Source organism: Bradyrhizobium sp. SZCCHNRI3043, from assembly GCF_032377735.1.
In the GTDB taxonomy this organism is placed as follows: domain Bacteria; phylum Pseudomonadota; class Alphaproteobacteria; order Rhizobiales; family Xanthobacteraceae; genus Bradyrhizobium.
In genome coordinates this window covers 84,173-102,402 of sequence record NZ_JAUHID010000011.1, presented here as the reverse complement: position 1 = coordinate 102,402, position 18,230 = coordinate 84,173, and the positions used below count along the sequence as shown (strand labels likewise).

The 18,230-nt window shown below is 63.4% G+C and carries 20 protein-coding genes, 1 tRNA gene and 1 pseudogene; 9 read left to right on the top strand and 13 right to left on the bottom strand.

Annotation, left to right across the window (positions count from 1 at the left end; all coding sequences use genetic code 11):
• Nucleotides 1–37: 37 nt before the first annotated feature.
• Nucleotides 38–1,375 carry an MFS transporter gene (locus tag QX124_RS21390; RefSeq protein WP_315798192.1) on the top strand — a complete coding sequence of 446 codons (1,338 nt, stop codon included), beginning with the start codon at nt 38–40 and terminating at the stop codon, nt 1,373–1,375.
• A 126-nt stretch (nt 1,376–1,501) separates the two neighbouring features.
• Here the strand turns inward: QX124_RS21390 and QX124_RS21385 are convergent, their stop codons facing one another.
• Entirely contained in the window at nt 1,502–1,747 is a 246-nt protein-coding gene (locus QX124_RS21385) for a hypothetical protein (RefSeq protein ID WP_315798191.1), read from the bottom strand.
• A 387-nt stretch (nt 1,748–2,134) separates the two neighbouring features.
• Between QX124_RS21385 and QX124_RS21380 the strand changes: the two genes are divergently transcribed.
• Complete coding sequence (locus QX124_RS21380; RefSeq protein WP_315798190.1) at nt 2,135–2,983, top strand: outer membrane protein; 849 nt, start codon at nt 2,135–2,137, stop codon at nt 2,981–2,983.
• A gap of 215 nt (nt 2,984–3,198) precedes the next feature.
• On the opposite strand, the gene QX124_RS31915 is transcribed toward QX124_RS21380, so the two are convergent.
• From QX124_RS31915 to QX124_RS21365, 4 genes and pseudogenes are all read right to left on the bottom strand, one after another.
• Nucleotides 3,199–3,468: a helix-hairpin-helix domain-containing protein gene (locus QX124_RS31915; protein WP_409997730.1), complete on the bottom strand. Its 270-nt coding sequence runs from the start codon at nt 3,466–3,468 to the stop codon at nt 3,199–3,201.
• A 25-nt stretch (nt 3,469–3,493) separates the two neighbouring features.
• Nucleotides 3,494–3,694 (bottom strand): annotated as a pseudogene (locus QX124_RS31910) (DNA polymerase III); the annotation flags it as partial.
• 77 nt (nt 3,695–3,771) lie between these two features.
• Nucleotides 3,772–5,109 (bottom strand): nicotinate phosphoribosyltransferase, encoded by a 1,338-nt coding sequence (locus tag QX124_RS21370; RefSeq protein WP_315798188.1) that lies wholly within the window; start codon nt 5,107–5,109, stop codon nt 3,772–3,774.
• Between the two features lie 14 nt (nt 5,110–5,123).
• Nucleotides 5,124–5,789 carry a phosphoribosyltransferase gene (locus tag QX124_RS21365; protein WP_315733827.1) on the bottom strand — a complete coding sequence of 222 codons (666 nt, stop codon included), beginning with the start codon at nt 5,787–5,789 and terminating at the stop codon, nt 5,124–5,126.
• Between the two features lie 101 nt (nt 5,790–5,890).
• On the opposite strand from QX124_RS21365, the gene QX124_RS21360 reads away from it, so the two are divergent.
• Nucleotides 5,891–6,958: a hypothetical protein gene (locus tag QX124_RS21360; RefSeq protein WP_315798187.1), complete on the top strand. Its 1,068-nt coding sequence runs from the start codon at nt 5,891–5,893 to the stop codon at nt 6,956–6,958.
• Between the two features lie 16 nt (nt 6,959–6,974).
• Here the strand turns inward: QX124_RS21360 and QX124_RS21355 are convergent, their stop codons facing one another.
• Together QX124_RS21355 and QX124_RS21350 are read right to left on the bottom strand one after the other, a co-directional pair.
• Nucleotides 6,975–7,952: a ribose-phosphate diphosphokinase gene (locus tag QX124_RS21355; RefSeq protein WP_315798186.1), complete on the bottom strand. Its 978-nt coding sequence runs from the start codon at nt 7,950–7,952 to the stop codon at nt 6,975–6,977.
• Nucleotides 7,953–8,034: 82 nt separating this feature from the next.
• Nucleotides 8,035–8,601: an HPF/RaiA family ribosome-associated protein gene (locus QX124_RS21350; protein WP_315778083.1), complete on the bottom strand. Its 567-nt coding sequence runs from the start codon at nt 8,599–8,601 to the stop codon at nt 8,035–8,037.
• Nucleotides 8,602–8,829: 228 nt separating this feature from the next.
• On the opposite strand from QX124_RS21350, the gene QX124_RS21345 reads away from it, so the two are divergent.
• From QX124_RS21345 to QX124_RS21335, 3 genes are read left to right on the top strand one after another with little or no spacing between them, the layout of a single operon-like run.
• The gene (locus QX124_RS21345; protein ID WP_315733835.1) at nt 8,830–9,258 is read left to right on the top strand and encodes a DUF2267 domain-containing protein; all 429 of its coding nucleotides are present in this window, start codon (nt 8,830–8,832) and stop codon (nt 9,256–9,258) included.
• Between the two features lie 31 nt (nt 9,259–9,289).
• Nucleotides 9,290–9,955 (top strand): dienelactone hydrolase family protein, encoded by a 666-nt coding sequence (locus QX124_RS21340; RefSeq protein WP_315798185.1) that lies wholly within the window; start codon nt 9,290–9,292, stop codon nt 9,953–9,955.
• A 9-nt stretch (nt 9,956–9,964) separates the two neighbouring features.
• Nucleotides 9,965–10,414 (top strand): YbhB/YbcL family Raf kinase inhibitor-like protein, encoded by a 450-nt coding sequence (locus tag QX124_RS21335; RefSeq protein WP_315798184.1) that lies wholly within the window; start codon nt 9,965–9,967, stop codon nt 10,412–10,414.
• A gap of 325 nt (nt 10,415–10,739) precedes the next feature.
• Here QX124_RS21335 and QX124_RS21330 read toward each other — a convergent pair whose 3' ends face one another.
• From QX124_RS21330 to mnmA, 6 genes are all read right to left on the bottom strand, one after another.
• Nucleotides 10,740–11,102 (bottom strand): hypothetical protein, encoded by a 363-nt coding sequence (locus QX124_RS21330; RefSeq protein WP_315785461.1) that lies wholly within the window; start codon nt 11,100–11,102, stop codon nt 10,740–10,742.
• 569 nt (nt 11,103–11,671) lie between these two features.
• The gene (locus QX124_RS21325; RefSeq protein WP_315798183.1) at nt 11,672–12,121 is read right to left on the bottom strand and encodes a hypothetical protein; all 450 of its coding nucleotides are present in this window, start codon (nt 12,119–12,121) and stop codon (nt 11,672–11,674) included.
• Between the two features lie 241 nt (nt 12,122–12,362).
• Nucleotides 12,363–12,439, bottom strand: a tRNA-Met gene (locus tag QX124_RS21320).
• 237 nt (nt 12,440–12,676) lie between these two features.
• Complete coding sequence (locus QX124_RS21315) at nt 12,677–13,027, bottom strand: hypothetical protein (RefSeq protein WP_315798182.1); 351 nt, start codon at nt 13,025–13,027, stop codon at nt 12,677–12,679.
• A gap of 74 nt (nt 13,028–13,101) precedes the next feature.
• Nucleotides 13,102–13,737: a class I SAM-dependent methyltransferase gene (locus QX124_RS21310; RefSeq protein ID WP_315798181.1), complete on the bottom strand. Its 636-nt coding sequence runs from the start codon at nt 13,735–13,737 to the stop codon at nt 13,102–13,104.
• Between the two features lie 27 nt (nt 13,738–13,764).
• Complete coding sequence (gene mnmA / locus QX124_RS21305) at nt 13,765–14,961, bottom strand: tRNA 2-thiouridine(34) synthase MnmA (protein WP_315733852.1); 1,197 nt, start codon at nt 14,959–14,961, stop codon at nt 13,765–13,767.
• 355 nt (nt 14,962–15,316) lie between these two features.
• On the opposite strand from mnmA, the gene QX124_RS21300 reads away from it, so the two are divergent.
• The 3 genes from QX124_RS21300 (at nt 15,317) to QX124_RS21290 (ending at nt 18,180) form a co-directional block, all read left to right on the top strand.
• Nucleotides 15,317–16,921, top strand: a complete 1,605-nt coding sequence (locus QX124_RS21300; protein WP_409997729.1) for a flagellar hook-length control protein FliK — start codon at nt 15,317–15,319, stop codon at nt 16,919–16,921.
• Between the two features lie 12 nt (nt 16,922–16,933).
• Entirely contained in the window at nt 16,934–17,632 is a 699-nt protein-coding gene (locus QX124_RS21295) for a flagellar hook assembly protein FlgD (RefSeq protein WP_315733856.1), read from the top strand.
• 272 nt (nt 17,633–17,904) lie between these two features.
• Nucleotides 17,905–18,180: a DUF1153 domain-containing protein gene (locus QX124_RS21290; protein WP_002714638.1), complete on the top strand. Its 276-nt coding sequence runs from the start codon at nt 17,905–17,907 to the stop codon at nt 18,178–18,180.
• The last annotated feature ends 50 nt before the right edge of the window (nt 18,181–18,230 follow it).

Genomic DNA, 18,230 nt, shown 5'->3' with positions numbered 1-18,230 from the left:
ACAGTTCTCGAGGAACGTGACAAGAGAGGTGGCGCGCATGAGCGCAATCGTAACCACGGCCGAACTGCGCCGATCGCGCGTGCGGCTGTTTATCGTGACCATGCTGTTCCTGGTCACGACCGTGAACTATGCCGACCGCGCGACCTTGTCGATCGCAGGACCTTCGCTGTCCAAGGAGCTGCATCTCGATCCCGTGGCGATGGGCTATGTGTTCTCCGCCTTCGGCTGGTCCTATGTGCTCGCGCAGGTGCCGGGCGGCTGGCTGCTCGATCGCTTCGGTTCGCGGTGGGTCTATGCCTGCAGCATCGTGATCTGGTCGATCTTCACCATGATGCAGGGCTGGATCGGCTTCTTCTCCGGCGCCGCCGCCGTCACCGCGCTGTTCACGCTGCGCTTCATGGTCGGTCTCGCCGAGGCACCGAGCTTCCCGGCCAATGCCCGCATCGTCGCCGCCTGGTTTCCGAGCAGCGAACGCGGCACGGCGTCGGCCTTCTTCAACTCGGGGCAGTATTTCGCGACCGTGATCTTCGCGCCGCTGATGGGCTGGATCGCGCACGCGTTCGGCTGGCGCCACGTCTTCACCGTGATGGGCGCGCTCGGCATCCTCATGGGCCTGATCTGGATCAGGACCATGTACGGACCGAAGGAGCACGCGAGCGTCAACCAGGCCGAGCTCGACTACATCAAGGACGGCGGCGCGCTGGTCGACATGGAGGGCGCGAAAGACGCCAAGGCCGCCTCCGGTGGTCCGACCTGGTCGCACATCGGACAGTTGCTGTCGAACCGCATGATGCTCGGCGTCTATATCGGCCAGTACTGCATCAACACGCTGACCTATTTCTTCCTGACCTGGTTCCCGGTCTATCTGGTCAAGGAGCGCGGCCTGTCGATCCTGCAGGCCGGCTTCGTCGCCACCCTGCCGGCGCTGTGCGGCTTCATCGGCGGCGTGCTCGGCGGTTTCATCTCCGACGCCATCCTACGCAAGACGGGATCGCTGACGCTCGCCCGCAAGATCCCGATCGTCGGCGGCATGCTGCTGTCGATGGCGATCATCGGCTGCAACTATGTCGACGGCCAGGCGCTGGTGGTCGGCCTGATGGCGCTGGCCTTCTTCGGCAAGGGTATCGGCGCGCTCGGCTGGGCGGTCGTCTCCGACACCTCGCCGAAGGAAGCCGGCGGCGTCTCCGGCGGCCTGTTCAACACCTTCGGCAACCTCTCCAGCATCACCACCCCGATCGTGATCGGCTACATCCTGTCGGCCACCGGCTCGTTCAACGGCGCGCTGGTGTTCGTCGGCCTCAATGCCCTGGTCGCGGCGTGTGCCTACTTGCTGATCGTCGGCAACATCCAGCGCGTCCAGCTCCGAACCTCCTGAGCACCACGCCGCGCTTCGCGTGGTCTCGACTCCAACGGCGGCCCCCCGGCCGCCGTTTTTTTGTCGGCCCCTCGCTGCCATTCCAGGGCGAAGCGCGATAGCGCGGTGGAATGGCGCAGGTGGCGTTCAATTGAACAGCCAATCGTCGACATGCATGAGCACTAATACGCTATTCCCTGCCACAACGAGAAATATGCAAAGCCAGAACACCAAGCCAAAAAAGTACATCTTGGGCTGCACGTCACGATCGTAGACGGCGCCACGACCAAGCAGCCGCCCAGTTCGCAGGGCAGTCCAGACGATCGGACCTCCGAACCAGAGCTGCACCAAAGGAAACACGGCAAGGCCGGCAAGCATGATTTTCAGAGCCATCAGAAGCAACCCAGACCTGGTGGAAACGGACACGGTCTCATCATCTCAACCCGCCGATCAGCGGACAGGCCTCTCGAGCCGAGCAAAGGGAGCGCGGGGAAAGTTGCCCCGGCACACGCCACAAAGTCCCCGCCGCCGGCGCGATAGGCGCCCCCGAAACCACGGTGATCCCCAGCAATGGACTGCGGCTCCCTGCATCTCGGCGTTGTTAGGTGAGCGATGCATCCCCAATCCAAGACTGCGCGATGAGCTTCATATTTTGCAACATACAACCTGTGGTTAAAACATCACACTGGGTTGAAACTTATAAATGAAACAACCCGACGTTATTGCCCACGGACCCGCGCACCGAATAGCATGGCTCGGGTCTGGTGGTGGGAGGCAACGATGCGTAACGCATCCGTCGCAATCATTTCTGCTGTTTCAATCCTTCCATTTGCGCAGGCCGCGTCGGCGGCCGATCTGCCGCTGAAGGCCCCGCCCCGCGCTGCGCCGCTCGCCGTGTTTAGTTGGACGGGATGCTATGTCGGCGCGAACCTCGGCGGGGGCCAGGTGAAACACAACCTGACGACCGACGCGCCTCCGTTCCCGCCCAATCTCATCAATGGCATTGCAAGAACGGCAATCAACAATGCCGGTCTGGCGAACCTTAGTCACACCGGCATTACCGGTGGCGGACAGGTCGGGTGCAACTGGCAGCCAACAACCGGAGGCTGGTCGCACCTGGTCTTGGGTATCGAGGGCGATTTCAACGGCATTGACGGCAAAGTGTCGCGAAACACCGGCAATGTTGTCGAGCCGGTATCGGGGAGAACGGTTGCATCAGTCGACGACATTGGCATGAATTGGTTCGCCACGGTCCGAGGGCGCATTGGCTGGGCCTTTGACCGATTCATGATCTATGGCACGGGCGGCGCGGCGATCGCCAATGTCGACGCATCAAAGAGATTTGCGTGGGATTTTGCCGACGGCTGCCCGATCGTGAACGGCTTGAATGAATGTCATGTCGGCGGCCGCAGCAGCACCCGTGTCGGCTGGACAGCCGGCGGTGGCGTCGAATGGGCATTCCGAGACCATTGGTCCGCGAAGGCTGAGTATCTCTACGCCGACCTCGGCAACTTCTCCTATTCGACTTTCAATAACGCACCCGGATTTGGCCCCCCTGGACAAGTAGCCAACCATACGGTGAGCACGAAACTCCAGATCGTTCGCGTGGGCATCAACTATCGCTTCTAGCGGACTACGTTGAATGCGTACTGAACTCGCAGAGCAACAATGGCGCTCCTTGGCGGTGCCGTTTGTCAATTGATTGCACTGTCACTGCCCCCGCAGCTGGTCCATCAACAGCGCGTACGATCTAGCGGCAAGTGGTTGGTCCGCTTATGGCACGAAACGTCGGTCCCCCGAATGGAGGGCGTATTTCCGAAGCTGGAGGTACACCGTCTGTACCATCACCCGACCGGCAACAGCCGGATTTGATGATTCTCTCTGCGGGGAAGCTGATGCGGCGCTTCGTTGAGCAAGAGCTTCTGCTCGCTCTTGACCCCGCCCCCTTTCAGCTCGCGCAGTCGCCCCGATCTGATCGCGCGTCGCACATCCTCGAGTGAGCGGACGCCCAGCTTGTCGTAGAGCAGTTTGACCCGCTTGGGCCCGAGCCCCGGGAAGCGCCGCGATCTCACCGAGGTCCCCCGGCAGCTCGCGCCTGAGCCGGTCAAGCACATCGAACTTGTGCGACGTTACGATGGCCTCGATCTTGCCCGCGAGGTCCTTGCCGATCCCAGGTAGCTCGGAGAGATCCTCGCCTGCCTTCAGCAGGCCGGTGATGCTCTTGGGCAGGCACTCGATCAGGCGGGCTGCGTTACGATACGCGCGAGAACGGCCCTTGATCTCCAGGAGCTCCGCGGCCTGGTCGAACATCTTGGCAATTTCGGCATTCTGAACCGGCATAGGCGCTCTCCACGCCTTCTAGGCGCACACCGGGCGTTCCGCTCTTGATACAGATGACGAGAATTAGCCGCAGCAACCTACTTCGTCTTCAAGTCGACAACAGCGGCCAATTCTCGGAGCCGTGCCGCCACATGGACCGGATAGGACGAGCCGACCTGGAGTCCCTCAAGGGCTCTCGGCAGTCGCCCCAATTGAGTCCGGGCGTAGGCGCGGATATCCTGGAGCGAGGGCTGATGCGTGACCGGACGCCCTTGTTGCAAGACAGGGACGATCAGGGCTTCTCCCTCTCGGACATCATCTTCCGTCGAGAGCACGTCGGATGTCATGTGGCCGTCGGGATCATAGCGACGCCACACCTGCTTGCGGCCCGGCCAAGTCGCCTTTCCGGTCGAACGCTTTCGCCGCGGCGTGCCTGCATACTCTTGTAGCTTATAGGCGCAGTCGAGGGCGGGGGCATCGGAGGATGTCGCCAGGCTGGTGCCGATCCCGACACCGTCGATGGGGGCGGCCTCGCAAGCAAAGGAAGACAGTGCTTCTTCGTCGATGCCGCCGCTGACGAAAATGGTCACGTCCTCGAGATCGCCCTCATCAAGGATCCGCCGGACGCTTCTCGAGAGCGCCACCAGGTCACCGCTGTCGATCCGTACTCCACGGATGGAAATGCCAAGGGCCCGCAGCCGGGGAGCCAAGGCCACCACCTTTCTGGCCGCCATCTCCGTGTCGTAGGTGTCGATCAACAGTACGAGATCCTTCGGTCTTGCCCGCGCAAAAGCTTCAAACGCTGCCGTCTCGTCATCGAACGATTGGACGAACGAATGCGCCATCGTGCCATAGGAAGGGATTCCAAAGCATTTCTCGGCGAGAACGGTCGCAGTCCCGGCAAAGCCCCCGATATAGCTGGCGCGGGCTGCCAAAAGACCGGCTTCCGCGCCATGAGCCCGGCGCAGCCCGAAATCGACCAACAGCTTGTTCGGCGCGAGCAGCGCCATGCGGGCGGCCTTGGACGCGATCAGCGACTGGAAATGCAACAGATTGATCAAGCGGGTCTCGACGAGCTGAGCCTCGGGGAGAGGCGCCGTGACGCGGAGGATAGGTTCGTTGGCGAAAAATACCGTGCCCTCCGGCATGGCGTGGACGTCACCGCTGAAGCGGAAATCCGCGATATAACGGATCAGGCTCGCGCTGAACCGGCCGCTTCGTACCAGCCAGCTCAGTTCGTCGTCGGAAAAGCGCAGACCTCGCAGGAACTCGAGCGCCTGCTCCAGACCGGCCGCCACCAGGAAGTTGCGCTGGGGCGGCAGCTTCCGGACGAAGAATTCGAAGACGGCGGTCTGCGTCTGGCCCGCTTCCAGATACGCCTGCACCATGTTCAGTTGGTACAGGTCCGTCAGGAGCGCGCTTGACGACGTATTCATGAGCAACCCCGAGATCAGGAGGCCGGTGTCGTCGTCGTCTTCGCCGGGAACCGCTTTAAGGTTGCGATGACCTCGTCATCGCTGACTTGGCCGAAGTCACGATAATAGTAGCCGATCGCGCCAAAGTCTCGCGGCGTGTCCAGGCAAACGACTGCATCGACCTCCGTGTGCAACCGCTGCAAGGTCTCGAGCGGCGCGACCGGGACGGCTAGGACCAACTCCTTCGGCTCTCGTCTTCGCAGCGCGCGGATCGCTGCGAGCGTCGTCGCCCCCGTCGCAATGCCGTCGTCGACGATGATCGCGACCTGCCCTTTGACGTCGGACCGCAGGCGACCGCCAAGATAAAGTTCGCGCCGCCTGTCGATCTCGGCAAGCTCACCGGCGCAGATGGCGTCGAACGTCTTCTCGCTCACGCCGGTCAGATCGATGACGTCCTGATTGCGAACAATGATCGGATCGTCTCCGTCCACCACCGCCCCGATCGCGAGCTCCGGCTGCATGGGCGCGCCGATCTTGCGCACCAGAACCAGATCGAGCGGCGCTTCCAACCGTTCGGCCACCTCAGCCGCCACGGGAACGCCGCCGCGAGGCAACGCCAGAATCACGGGATGGCGGCTCTTGTACTTCAGCAAGGTTTTTGCCAGCTGACGGCCGGCGTCTTCCCGGTCCTGAAACAACATGTCGGCAGATCCGCTTGAATTTTTGCCAGATTATTGCTCCGGCGCCCGGGATCGTTGATCGGTGTCAAACTGTCTCGGTCTTCGTTTGGCAAGTGATTGTCATGCTGGACCGCCAGAACGAACTCACGACGGACGGTGCCGAGAACGTCAGCGTTTCTGCCCTTTCCGGCAAGGTCGCATTCCTGAGCCGCCCCGAGGGCTACACTCCCGTTCCCGACCGCCTTCAGACGCGCGAGACCCACATGTCCTGGGTCTTCATGAATGGCGGGCGGGTCTACAAGCTCAAGAAGCCGGTCCGTTTTGCCTATCTCGATTTTTCGACTCTGGCTCGCCGCAGGACGGCCTGCCTGGCAGAAGCCAGCCTCAACCACCGGCTGGCACCCGACGTCTATCTCGGCGTCGTTCCGCTGACCGAGACTGCTTCGGGGTACGCGATCGGCGGCTCCGGTCCGGTGGCTGACTGGCTCGTCGTCATGCGCCGGCTGAACGAGGACGAAACGCTCGAGGCCATGCTGCGCAACGGCACGGCTCGCCAGACCGATGCCGACCAGCTCGCAGCCGTTCTCGCCGGGTTCTATTCGCATGCTTCGCGGGTCCTGATCGACCCAGAGACCTATTTGGCTTCGTTGCACGAAGCCGCCGTCCTCGATTTGCAAGTCCTGCTGAATCGACGCTTCGCCCTGCCGCACGGCACGATCTTGCGCGTTGCGTCCGTTCAAAGACGATTTCTCAAGCAGAACGCCCGGATCCTCATCGATCGGGTCTCGCAAAGGCTTATCGTCGATGGTCACGGCGACCTGAGACCAGAGCACATCTGGCTCACGCCTGCCCATCCGATCATCGACTGTCTCGAGTTCAATTCGCGTTTGCGGGCCAGCGATGCACTGGACGAGATCGCGTTTCTGCACCTGGAATGCGAACGGCTTGGCAGCCGATGGTTCGGCGACACGATCCGACAAGGGCTGGCACGCACGCTGCACGATGATCCGGCAAGCGGCGTATTCCTGTTTTATCGAGTTGGTCGCGCGATGCTACGGGCGCGCTTGTCCATCGCGCATTTGCTCGATGCCCGGCCGCGCACGCCGGAAAAATGGCCCCGCGTCGCGCACCACTATCTCGCCCTTGCCGAAGCCGATGCAAAGTGGCTTGAACGGCTGCTCGCCCGATGAATCGAGCAAGGCTTCGTCAAGCCTGATACATCATCAAATCGGCCAGCGACTCGTTCTGATGCAGCCGTCTGATGGCTTCTGCCAGCAGCGGAGCCGCCGAGATCACCTCAAGCTTGGCAAGAACCTGACCCGGGCGCAGCCGAAACGGCGGAACGGTGTCCGTCGCGATAATGTGATCGATAGACGCGTCCGCAAGTGCCGTTTCCGCCCCCGGCATGAACAGGCCGTGAGCGACGCACGCAATGACACTTCCTGCGCCGTGCGCGCGCGCCGCTTTCGCCGCACGCACCAGGGTTCCGCCACTGCTGATGAGATCGTCGACGACGACGCAGAACGCATCAGCCACGTCGCCGGCAAAGAGGTCGCCGGACACCCGGCCGGAGCTGCGATGTTTCTCGACGAAGGCCTTGCCTATGGGTCTCTGCAAGGCCTTTTGCAATGCCTCCCGCAACAGATCGGCCCGCTTGCCACCACCGAGATCGGGAGAGACGACGCTGATCGGCCTGTCGCCGGCGATTGATTTTATCCTTCCGATCAGCAGCGGCGCCGTGGTGAGTGCAATCGAAGGACAGCGGAATGCATTCTCGAAGGCAGCCTCGTTATGCACATCGAGCGTCACCATCCTGGCCGTGCCGACCGCCTCGAACAACGACGCCAGGTAGCGGATCGTCACGGGGTCATTCTCTTTCGTTCTGCGATCCTTTCGCGCGTAGCAAAGATATGGCGTGACTGCGGTCACGCTCGTGGCACCTGCGTCTTTCAGTGCGCCGATCATGAACAACAGACGACAAAGCTTGTCGTTCGGACTCTCAATCGGACCTCCATGAAGACTGTGAACGACAAAGACATCGCACCCGGCAACCGTATCGAGTGGCCGGACCTTGTGCTCGCCGTCTTCAAAGCTGCGCTCTTCGTGGGCCGCCAGCTTGCAGCCCAATGAGGACGCAATCCGCTCGCCCAGCTCCGTGCTGCCATTCAAGGCAAAAAGGCGCAACCGATCGCTCCGCGTCCGTGCGGTACGAGGCGTCCAGCTACTGTCCATTGTGAGCACACCACCAATTGAGATGAGGAACCACCTACGTCCGCATGCCGTGTTTGCTCAGGAGCCTGACCGTGCTGGCCTGAGGCCCCTTTTCTCCGAGCTCCTCGACATAGCCGACACGCGCGCCGACGGCGATGTTCGCGCGGCCTTCCAGAACACTGTTGCAATTGAAATAAACCTCGTGGCCGTCGTCCGCCTCGAGGAATCCGAATTCGCCGCTAGGATCGATCCGTAGCACGGTGCCAACCGGCTCTCCTTGGTGGTGCTTCGTCTCGCGGTGCATCACAAGCACCTGATCCTGCAGTTGCCGCCGCGCCCGCTTGAAAGCGTCGTCCACTGCAAAGGTCGGGTCGGCATACCTTTCATCCTCCTTGGGCGTCCGGCCCACGTTGACTTCGCGCCCGTCGGGAAGAACGAGCCGGATGTTTACCTGGTACTGACCGCCCGTCTTGTGACGCTCGCCAGGGCCTCGCACGATGACGCGCCCTGCGGTCGCTCGACCGAAGCGCTTTTCCAGCTCGGAAATGTGCTGGCTGATCGCAGCTTGCAGCTCAGGAGACGGCGTCAGATTCTCGAATTCGATTTGAGCCGGGGTTTGCATGATCTTGCTCCTCAGAAAAGGCGACCGATCTGAGCACGCCGCCCGCGCACGGCCTTGCGCGAAATCAACCCGGCCCGACGCCCTCAACCAGGTAACTAGCCGCCGGTCCAGAACGCCCGGCGGCGCTCATTTTGTTGCCCTCCTTCGGGGAACTTTGCGGCAGGTCAAAGCAGGCCGAGGACAGGCTGCGACTAATTGACCATCTGTCTCTGTCCTGGGAGTGAGACCATGAGCACAACAACGGGTGTGACTGCATTGGATCATTCGGTTCAGGAAACCAATGTTTGGCTCAAAGCGATCGATGAGCAGTTGGCCCTGGAAAGCCGCCACCATGCCTACAATGCGTTGCGAGCCGTCCTGCACGCGCTGCGCGACCGTCTGCCGCCGGAGGTCGCAGCCAAGCTCGGCGCGCAGCTACCGATCATCGTGCGCGGCATCTACTACGAGGGCTGGCATATGGCGGCGACTCCGACCAAGGAGCGGCACATCGACGAATTTGTAGCGCATGTTGGCCGAGAGCTTCCGCCGCAATTTCCCATCGATCCCCTCACGGCCGCGCGTGGAATCTACGAAGTGCTATGGGAAAAGCTGGATCCCGGCGAATTCGAGAAATTGATGGCCCATCTTCCGGCCCAACTCAGAAACCTCCAGGGCTGATCCAGAAGGGCTGACCCAGAGCGGATGCGTCATGAAGATCGATCAAGCGTTCGACGTTCGCATTCCGCCATTCGGGCTGGCAGGAACGCTGACCCTGCCGGAAAATGCACGCGGCCTGGTCGTCTTTGCACACGGCAGCGGCTCAAGCCGATTCAGTATCCGGAACATTGCGGTCGCGCAGGGGCTGAATGAGCGCGGCTTTGCGACGCTGCTATTCGATCTTCTCACACAGCAAGAAGAGCATGACCGCTCGAACGTTTTCAATATCGGAATGCTTGGAAAGCGGCTGGTCGCAGCCATCGACTGGCTTCAAGGCCTTAAACCGGCGATTGCCGGCCTCCCGGTTGGATTGTTCGGCGCCAGCACCGGCGCCGCGGCCGCCCTTGTTGCCGCGGCTCAATTGCCTCATCGAATTGCCGCCGTAGTCTCCCGCGGCGGCCGTCCGGATTTGGCTGGCGAGGCCTTGTCTCATGTCCATGCGCCAACCCTGCTGATCGTGGGCGGCGCCGACTCCGGCGTGATCGAGCTGAACGAGGAGGCGCTCACCCGGCTTGGTGGGCCAACGGAACTGGAAATCATTCCCGGCGCGACGCACCTGTTTCCAGAGCCGGGCGCAATGAACACCGTCATCGACCATGCCAGCCAGTGGTTCGAGCGATATCTGCGCACACCAGCGCCTGTCCCCACCTCAAGCTAGGAGAGAACCATGGAACTCCTGTCCGGCGCTTTTGTCGACCGATCGACTATTCCGCGACGCTTCACCTGCGACGGCGAAAACCTGTCCCCGCACCTGCAGTGGGCCAACGCACCCGAGGGAACCCGCAGTTATGTCCTGCTCTGTGACGATCCCGATGCCCCAAGCGGCACCTGGCATCATTGGGCGGTCTACGACATCCCACCCACGCAAACCGGCCTTGTGGATGGCGCAGCACAGAAGCCCGGGCTGAAGCAGGCCGCCAACGATTTCCGGAAGATTGGCTATGGAGGACCGTGTCCTCCGCCGGGACGTGGCGTCCACCACTATCATTTCCGGCTCCTTGCGCTCTCGGCGGATCATCTGAATCTACGGGCGAATGCTTCGTGCCGCGACGTCGAACGCGAGGCGCGCAAGGTCACCCTTGCCGAGGCCACTCTGGTCGGCCTGTATCATAGATAGTCGCGTGCGAGACGCCGATCGTCACGACCGGCCCAATGTGCCTGGAACTTGCGCCCACAATGGTTTAGCGGACTCTCGACTGAACCCAAAGATGAAGTAGGCGAAAGGACACTCATCGTCTGAACCGAATGATGGACCAGCGAGACTGGGATCACCGCTGCGAGGGACACTGCCAGCAACCTCGGCCATTCCTCCGGACAGCACATGTCCACCTGCGATATGGACGGGAAGGCTGTAGGTGCGATCGCACGTGCCGGCGTCAGTGATGATGAGACCATTCCATCCAAGTCATCCCGGCCTCCCTGCGCCGCGCACTACCACGCGCCTACGAAGATTCAGCCCTTCGCGAAAGCGTCTTCCAAAGCAGATAGCCGCCGAGCACGATCAAGATAATGGGCATAAGCGGCAAGGGCAGAGCAACAAGATCCCAGATGCCGGCCGCGAGCATGATGAGCCCCACGATTACACCAAACATCTCGACCTTCAGGCCCCGTTGCTGTCGCACGATCTGCGCGCCTACAATGAGGACGCCGACTCCTACAAGGAACCAAGCCCAGGGCAGGTCGGCGAGCATGACGACACCGACCCAGATGAAGAACACCGCCCAGGCTGCTGAATCGATCTGGCGAGTGCGTTCGTCTCGGCTCGAAGGTCCCGGTGAGTCAGTCAAAGGCGACTGCACGGACATGGTGCACCTCTTTTGTAAAAAGATCGCGCCGTTACAGCCGACTGCTATTGATCTGGATCAACGGTGCTACTGGCTTTCATTTCGATCGGGTTCGTCCCAATCGACGCGAAGCGCCTCCCCGTCGACCGATCAGGAACGGCCTCCGAGGTGCCTGATCGCATTCTTTCGAAATGGCACAGCGCCCGCTTACCGGTCTTGAATGGTTGACTTGACCTCAATCAGTTTCATCAAGTCGAATATGCCTCATTCTAAATTTATGATGCGCGGCCAAGCCTTACAATTTGAGAACGATGCCCACTATCGCCGATCGCGAACGATATCTCCTACGCCTGTGCTCTACCGAATAGATCGACATCGATTGGTGCTAACGTCCATCGAAGGCACTGCGGTGAGTGGCAAGTTTGAATTTGTTCGCGCTCCAAGTAACAGGTCACTTATCTCGTACACCGTCGCAATGCATGAGTTGCACATCAAGAGCCACAATCAGCGCAGCAACATTGTGCGTGACCCTTGGGCTTGAGGATTGGGCGCGACGCAACGCAATGCGTGTGGACGCCGCGCATGGAGCACTACGCCGTTGCGTCCGTGCGCTGTTGCGCACGAAGGAGGTTCGTACCCGGAAATCGCGCGATTGCTAAGACCCGGGTCCGCTGTTCGGCCGCGCGCGAAAGCGGCAGCTGTTCGAACCGCAGGATCTTGTACGTTCGGGACGTCGAGAATCTGGTCCTAAGCGGCATGGCCGAGGATTGAAGGATCCTCGGCTGATCGAAATCTACGTGCGCAACTACAATCGTGAAAGAGAGCGGCTTACCGGAGACGCGGCCGCAACGCGCACGCGACTGGAGGCGAAGCGCGATCGGATCGAGGGCGAGCGGCAGCGCAACATCGACCTTGTGATTCGCTACGTCATCTCCGAGGAGGATGCCCGGCAGCGGATCGCCCAGCTGAAGGAGGAACGACAGCGTGTTGAGGCGGAACTGGCCGCGCTCGAGGAAGCCCCCGTCCCTGTTGCCCTGCATCCGGCAACCTTGGACCGCTATGTCGCGACTGTCGGCGCGCTAGCGGAAACGATGGCGTACCACGCCAGCGCGGAGGACGACCGAGGCACCCTGATCGACGATTTCCGGGCCCTCGTGCATGGCGTCACGGTTCACCCGAAGGGACCCCGGGAGGGCTTTGAGATTGAAGTCAAGGGAAAGCTGGCAGCATTGCTCGGGGCAGATGTGTTTCCAGAGGCCCGCTACAATAGTGGGTCACGCGTGGTAGCGGGGGAGGGACTCGAACCCCCGACCCCAGGATTATGATTCCCGTGCTCTAACCAGCTGAGCTACCCCGCCACGGTGTTCGATCAAGGCAAGACCAGCCGAAGCGGGCGCCGGGCCTTGTGAACGGGCGGCATATAAGGAGGCGTCTCCGCCCCTGTCAAGCAAAGCTCGCGGGCCGCAGCGGTTTTCGCACCAGCGGATTCTAGGCGACTCTCCAAGGCCTTGCGAATGTATCCGCCACTCGCCGAGGGGCACGGGCCGACGCGCGCGGGAGAGAGCGGCAGCTCGGCAATGCAGATCACAAGAGGCTCACTTCGGCTGCACGTTCGGATTGCCGCCGGGGCTGCCGGGCGGCGGAATCACCGGCGTCGTGCCGCCCTCCGGGGTCGGCGCGTGCATCTCCGGATCGACCCCGCTCGGCGGACACAACACGCCGTTGGTCTTCGCCAGCTTGTCGCCGAGCGGCTCGCCGGCGCGGCCGATGGTGATGCCGTCGGGCGTCGCCGTCGCGCGAACGTTCGGCGCGCAGGCGGCATTCGCATCGGGCGCCGGCGCGGTCGCCTGCGGCGGCGTGGCCGGCGTCGGGGGCGCCTGGGCGTGGGCCGCAGCCGCGGCCGAGGCCAGTGCGAACGAGAGGAACAAGGATTGCCTGATGCTCATGACGGGGCAACGCAAACCCCGCGCTCGCGTTCCGCGCGGAGGGCATGGCAAAGCGCTGCCAGAGTATCTGGCGATCAGCCCTTGCGGTAGCGAATGAGCGAGAAGTGTCCGAGCGGCGGCATCGGCCGGCGCTCGGACAGCGTGACGCCGCCATGCTTCGCGGCCCAGTTCACGAGGCGGGCCCAGGGGAACTCCGGCCGCCAGCCAAGCCGGCGCGCGATCGGCGCGAAGGCGAGCTCGAAGAGGCGGCGCGGGCCGCTCTCGGCGCCGATGTGGTTGACCAGGATCAGCTCGCCGCCGGGCTTCAACACACGGATGAAATCATCGAGCGTCGCTTCGGGATCCGGCACCGCGGTGATGACGTATTGCGCGACCACCGCGTCGAAGAAATTGTCGGGAAAAGCGAGATGCTTCGCGTCCATCACCGCAAGCGTCTCGACGTTGAAGAGCTTCAGCTCGCGCACGCGGGCCTGCGCCCGCCGCAGCATCGGCTCGGAGATATCGACGCCGCAGATCTTCGTGGTCCGGGCATAGTCCGACAAAGACAGGCCGGTGCCGACGCCGACGTCGAGAATGCGGCCGCCGATGCGATCGGCTTCCGCGATGGTCGATTGGCGGCCCTGATCGAAGACCTTGCCGAACACCAGATCGTAGATCGGCGCCCAGCGCTCATAGGCCTTTTCGACCCCCGCGCGGTCGATGTCCCCCATGCCCCTGCCCCGAATGATGGATGCTGATCAGCCGCGGACCGGCTCGGCCACGCGCTGCGGCCTGATCACGTTGCCGCCCAAGCTGCTGCTTTCCGCAACAGCGCTCTGGATGAAGCCGCCACCGAGCACGCGGGCGCGGCCGGACGCGGCATCGTAGAACACGCAGGCCTGGCCGGGCGAGACGCCCTCTTCGCCGGCGACGAGCTCGACCTCGTAATGGCCGTCCGCACCGCGCAGCCAGGCCGGCTGCGGCGGCCGCGTCGAGCGCACCCGCACGAACAATTCGAGGCCCTCGCGCGCGGCCGCGTCGAGCGCGCCGTCACCGATCCAGTTGACCTCGCGTAGCGTGATGCGATGCGTCCGCAGCGCCTCGCGCGGGCCGACCACGACGCGGCGGGTGGCGACGTCCAGCTTGACGACGTAGAGCGGCGCGCCGGCAGCGATGCCGAGGCCCTTGCGCTGACCGATCGTGTAGTTCGCGATGCCGTGATGCACACCGAGCACGCGGCCCTGGAGATCGACGATCTCGCCCGGCTCCATCGCGTTCGGGCGCAGCTTGCCGATGATGTCGGTGTAGCGGCCGGTCGGCACGAAGCAGATGTCCTGGCTGTCGTGCTTGTCGGCGACCTCCAGGCCGAAGCGGCGCGCGAGCTCGCGCACCTCCGGCTTGGTCATGTCGCCGAGCGGAAAGCGCAGATAATCGAGCTGCTCGCGCGTGGTCGCGAACAGGAAGTAGCTCTGGTCGCGATCGCTGTCCGCCGCGCAAGTGAGCGCGCGCGATCCGTCCGCCAGCCGGCGCGAGGCGACGTAGTGGCCGGTGGCGAGCACGGAGGCGCCGAGCTCGCGCGCGGTCTTCAGGAGATCGCCGAACTTGATGGCGCGGTTGCACTCGATGCACGGCACCGGCGTCTCGCCCGAAGCGTAACTGGCGGCGAAATTGTCGATCACCGACTCGCGGAAGCGGTCTTCGTAGTCCAGCACGTAATGCGGGATGCCGAGGCGCTCGGCGACGTTGCGGGCATCGTGGATGTCCTGGCCGGCGCAGCACGCGCCCTTGCGGTGCGTCGCCGCGCCGTGATCGTAGAGCTGCAGGGTGATGCCGACGACGTCGTAGCCTTCCGACTTCAACAGCGCGGCCGTCACCGACGAGTCCACGCCGCCGGACATGGCGACGACGACCCTGGTGTCTTCAGGACGGCCTTCGAGATCGAGACTGTTGAGCATGATCCGGTCACTGCGATCGCGGCGTCAGGCAACGGGTTCCCGGCGCGGGAACGCCTCGCATGCGCCGTCTTTGCGGATGGCTTGCTTCCGGCGATCTCCGACAGGATGTCCTGATCGGAAACAACACGAAAGCATCTGTCTCTAATATAGGCGCACTTCCTGCGAAGCAATTGCGCCGGTCGCAGATGCCGGCGGCAAATCTTGCCGGCCGGGCAGAAATGGCGAGGACGCGGCGGGGGATCCACGCCTCGATCGATTCCATAAGAATTTGAATTTATTGACTATTTTTGACAGAACTGGCTTGGCCCGCTCCTTGCTGAACTGCTTCGTCGAGTTCATCGCGAGAGGTTCCAAGGTGTTCAGCGTCACGTCAGACATCCAGGCCGGCACGGCTCTCAAGACCACGGCGCCGAGACAGTCCCGTCAGGATGCTCCGCAGCCGTCCGACAGCTTCTCGGCGCTGGTCGACGCCGCGACTCCGGATCCGTCGACAGCGTCGCCGCCCACCTCCACGTCGCCGTCACCGCGCGCCGGCAGCGCCTCCACCCCGAGCCGCGAGCCGGCGCGGGCCGGCGACGCCGATCGCACCACCCAGGCCAGGTCGCAGGACAAGCCGGCGGACAAGGCCGACGGCAGCAGTGCGGGCGCCGACGCCAGCGGTCCCGATACCACGGCCGACGCGACCACCGGCACGCCGACCAAGACCGATGCGGCCGGGACCGCCGACGGAAAGACCAGCGACGGCAAGACGGGCGACAAGAAGGACGGCGATCAGGCCGGCACGGATGCGAGCGCTGCAACGACCGCTATAGCCGAGCAGACCGTGGCCGTGCCGACGCCGGTCGCCGTCGCCATCCAGCCCGACATCACCCTCGCCAACCCCGCCACCGGCGATGGCACGGCGGACGGCGACGGCACATCCAACGCACCCGGCGCGACCGCGCCCGTCGGAGCGGCCGGTGTTGGCCTGCAGGGCTCGGTCGATGCCGCAGCAGGTCTGCTGGCGGCCGCAGCCAAATCCACCGGCGCGGCCAAGGATGCCGACGGAGCCGGATCCGCCGCGGCGGCGCCCGAGACGGCAGCGGCGGCCTCCGGCGACGCTGCCGCATCTGCCGATCAGACCTTCACCGCCGCGCTCGATGCGGCCGTTCCCGGCGGCACCAAGACGACGGGCAAGCCGGGCACCCAGACCAAGACGGGGCTCGCCGACGGCGCAGCCGGCAAGGTCACCGAACCGGGCAATGGCGACGTCCAGGCCGCTCAGCAGCCGGGCCATGGCGCCCTCGCCCAACAGCCCGCTGTTGCAGCCAAGCCGGACTCCGTCGAGGCCGGCGACGGGAAGGCGAATGGCAACGTGCAGGCACCAGCCTCACATGATCGCAACGCCGCGCCGACGACCAGCCCGACCAACGCGCCGGCGCCCGACCCGAGCGCACAGGCCACGGCCGCCGTGCAGCCCCAGCTGTCGACGCCGGCCGCATCGACCAGCCAGATCACCTCGGCCAACCTGACCGCGACAGCCGCCACGGCGGCCGCTGTGCCGCTGCACGGGCTTGCCGTCGAGATCGCAGCCTCCGCGCTCAACGGCAAGAGCCGCTTCGAGATCAGGCTGGATCCGGCAGAGCTCGGCCGCATCGACGTCCGGATCGACGTCGACCGCAACGGCCAGGTGACCTCGCATCTGCGGGTCGAGAAGCCGGAGACGCTGGCGATGCTGCAGCAGACAGCGCCGCAGCTGCAGCAGGCGCTGCAGGACGCCGGCCTCAAGAGCAACAACAGCGGATTGCAGTTCTCGCTCCGCGACCAGAACTCGTCCGGCCAGAACGGCGGCGATTATCAACAGAATGGCAACGCACAACGCCTGATCGTGACCGAGGACGAAAACGTCCCGGTCCAGCTCGCCGGCCGGTCCTATGGACGGATGTTCGGCGCGCAAGGCGGCGTGGATATCAGGGTTTAACAGGAGGCTTCCATGGCAATCGGCGACGCAATCACGTCAAGCCCGCCAGTCTCGGGCACGACCAACACCAATTCGTCATCCGGAAACAGCAACCTCGGCTCGAGCGCGGGCTCGACGATTGCAGGCAACTTCCAGACCTTCCTGACGCTGCTGACGACGCAGCTGCAGAACCAGAATCCGCTGGATCCGCTCGACACCAACCAGTTCACCCAGCAGCTCGTGCAGTTTGCCGGCGTCGAGCAGCAGCTCAAGACCAACGACCAGCTCGCATCGCTGCTCACGATGCAGCAGACGGCACAGGCGACCCAGGCGCTGGCCTTCGTCGGCAAGACCGCGGTCGTCGCCGGCGACACCACCAGCCTGTCCAGTGGAAAGGCGAGCTGGGGCCTCACCATCCCCAAGAACTGCAATCTGACGGTCAACATCATCAACAAGGCCGGGCAGACCGTCTTCACCGGCAAATATACGGCCAACGCCGGTGACAACCAGACCTACAGCTGGAATGGTCAGGGCAATGACGGCACGCAATGGCCGGATGGACAGTACAAGATCACGACGGTGGCGACCGACGCCACCAACGGCAATCCGGTTGCGATCAAGACCCAGGTCCAGGGCGCGGTGTCCTCGGTCGACCTGACCCAGCAGCCGCCATTGCTGACGATCGGCGGCCAGACCTACACGGTCAACCAGATCCGGCAGATCGTCGGCTAGCCCCCACGGCCCGCAACCGGCTCCTGAGACCGCGGATGCGCCTGCAGCTGAGCTTGAACATCAAGCTCAGCTGCCGCGGCGACATGTCAGCGTAAGCGCCGGAAATTCTTAACCAATCATTTACCACGATTCCGCTCCCGGGGCGTCTCGCCACCGGAAGTGGCGGCGTTCGCGCACATCGCCGGATTCGCGCCCTTGGCTTAGGCAAATTTTAAGCGAGGCGGCGTAGGGTCTTACCGTGAGTTCAGTGGTTAAGAGTTTGTGAGTACGCCATGACAGAACCCCATCGCCCGAGGGTGAAATACGTCATCGGGCCTGACGGCAGCCCGCTCACCATCGCGGATTTGCCTGCCCCAGGCACCAAGAGGTGGGTCATTCGCCGGAAGGCGGAAGTCGTTGCCGCCGTTCGCGGCGGCTTGCTATCCCTCGAGGAAGCGTGCAGCCGCTACACCCTGACCGTCGACGAATTCCTGTCGTGGCAGTTCTCGATCGACCAGCACGGTCTGGCCGGCCTGCGCACCACCCGAATTCAGCAATATCGCCAATAGATCGTTACCGACGCGACTGGACTTCTTCGAAAATCGGCTTGGCCCTGCCA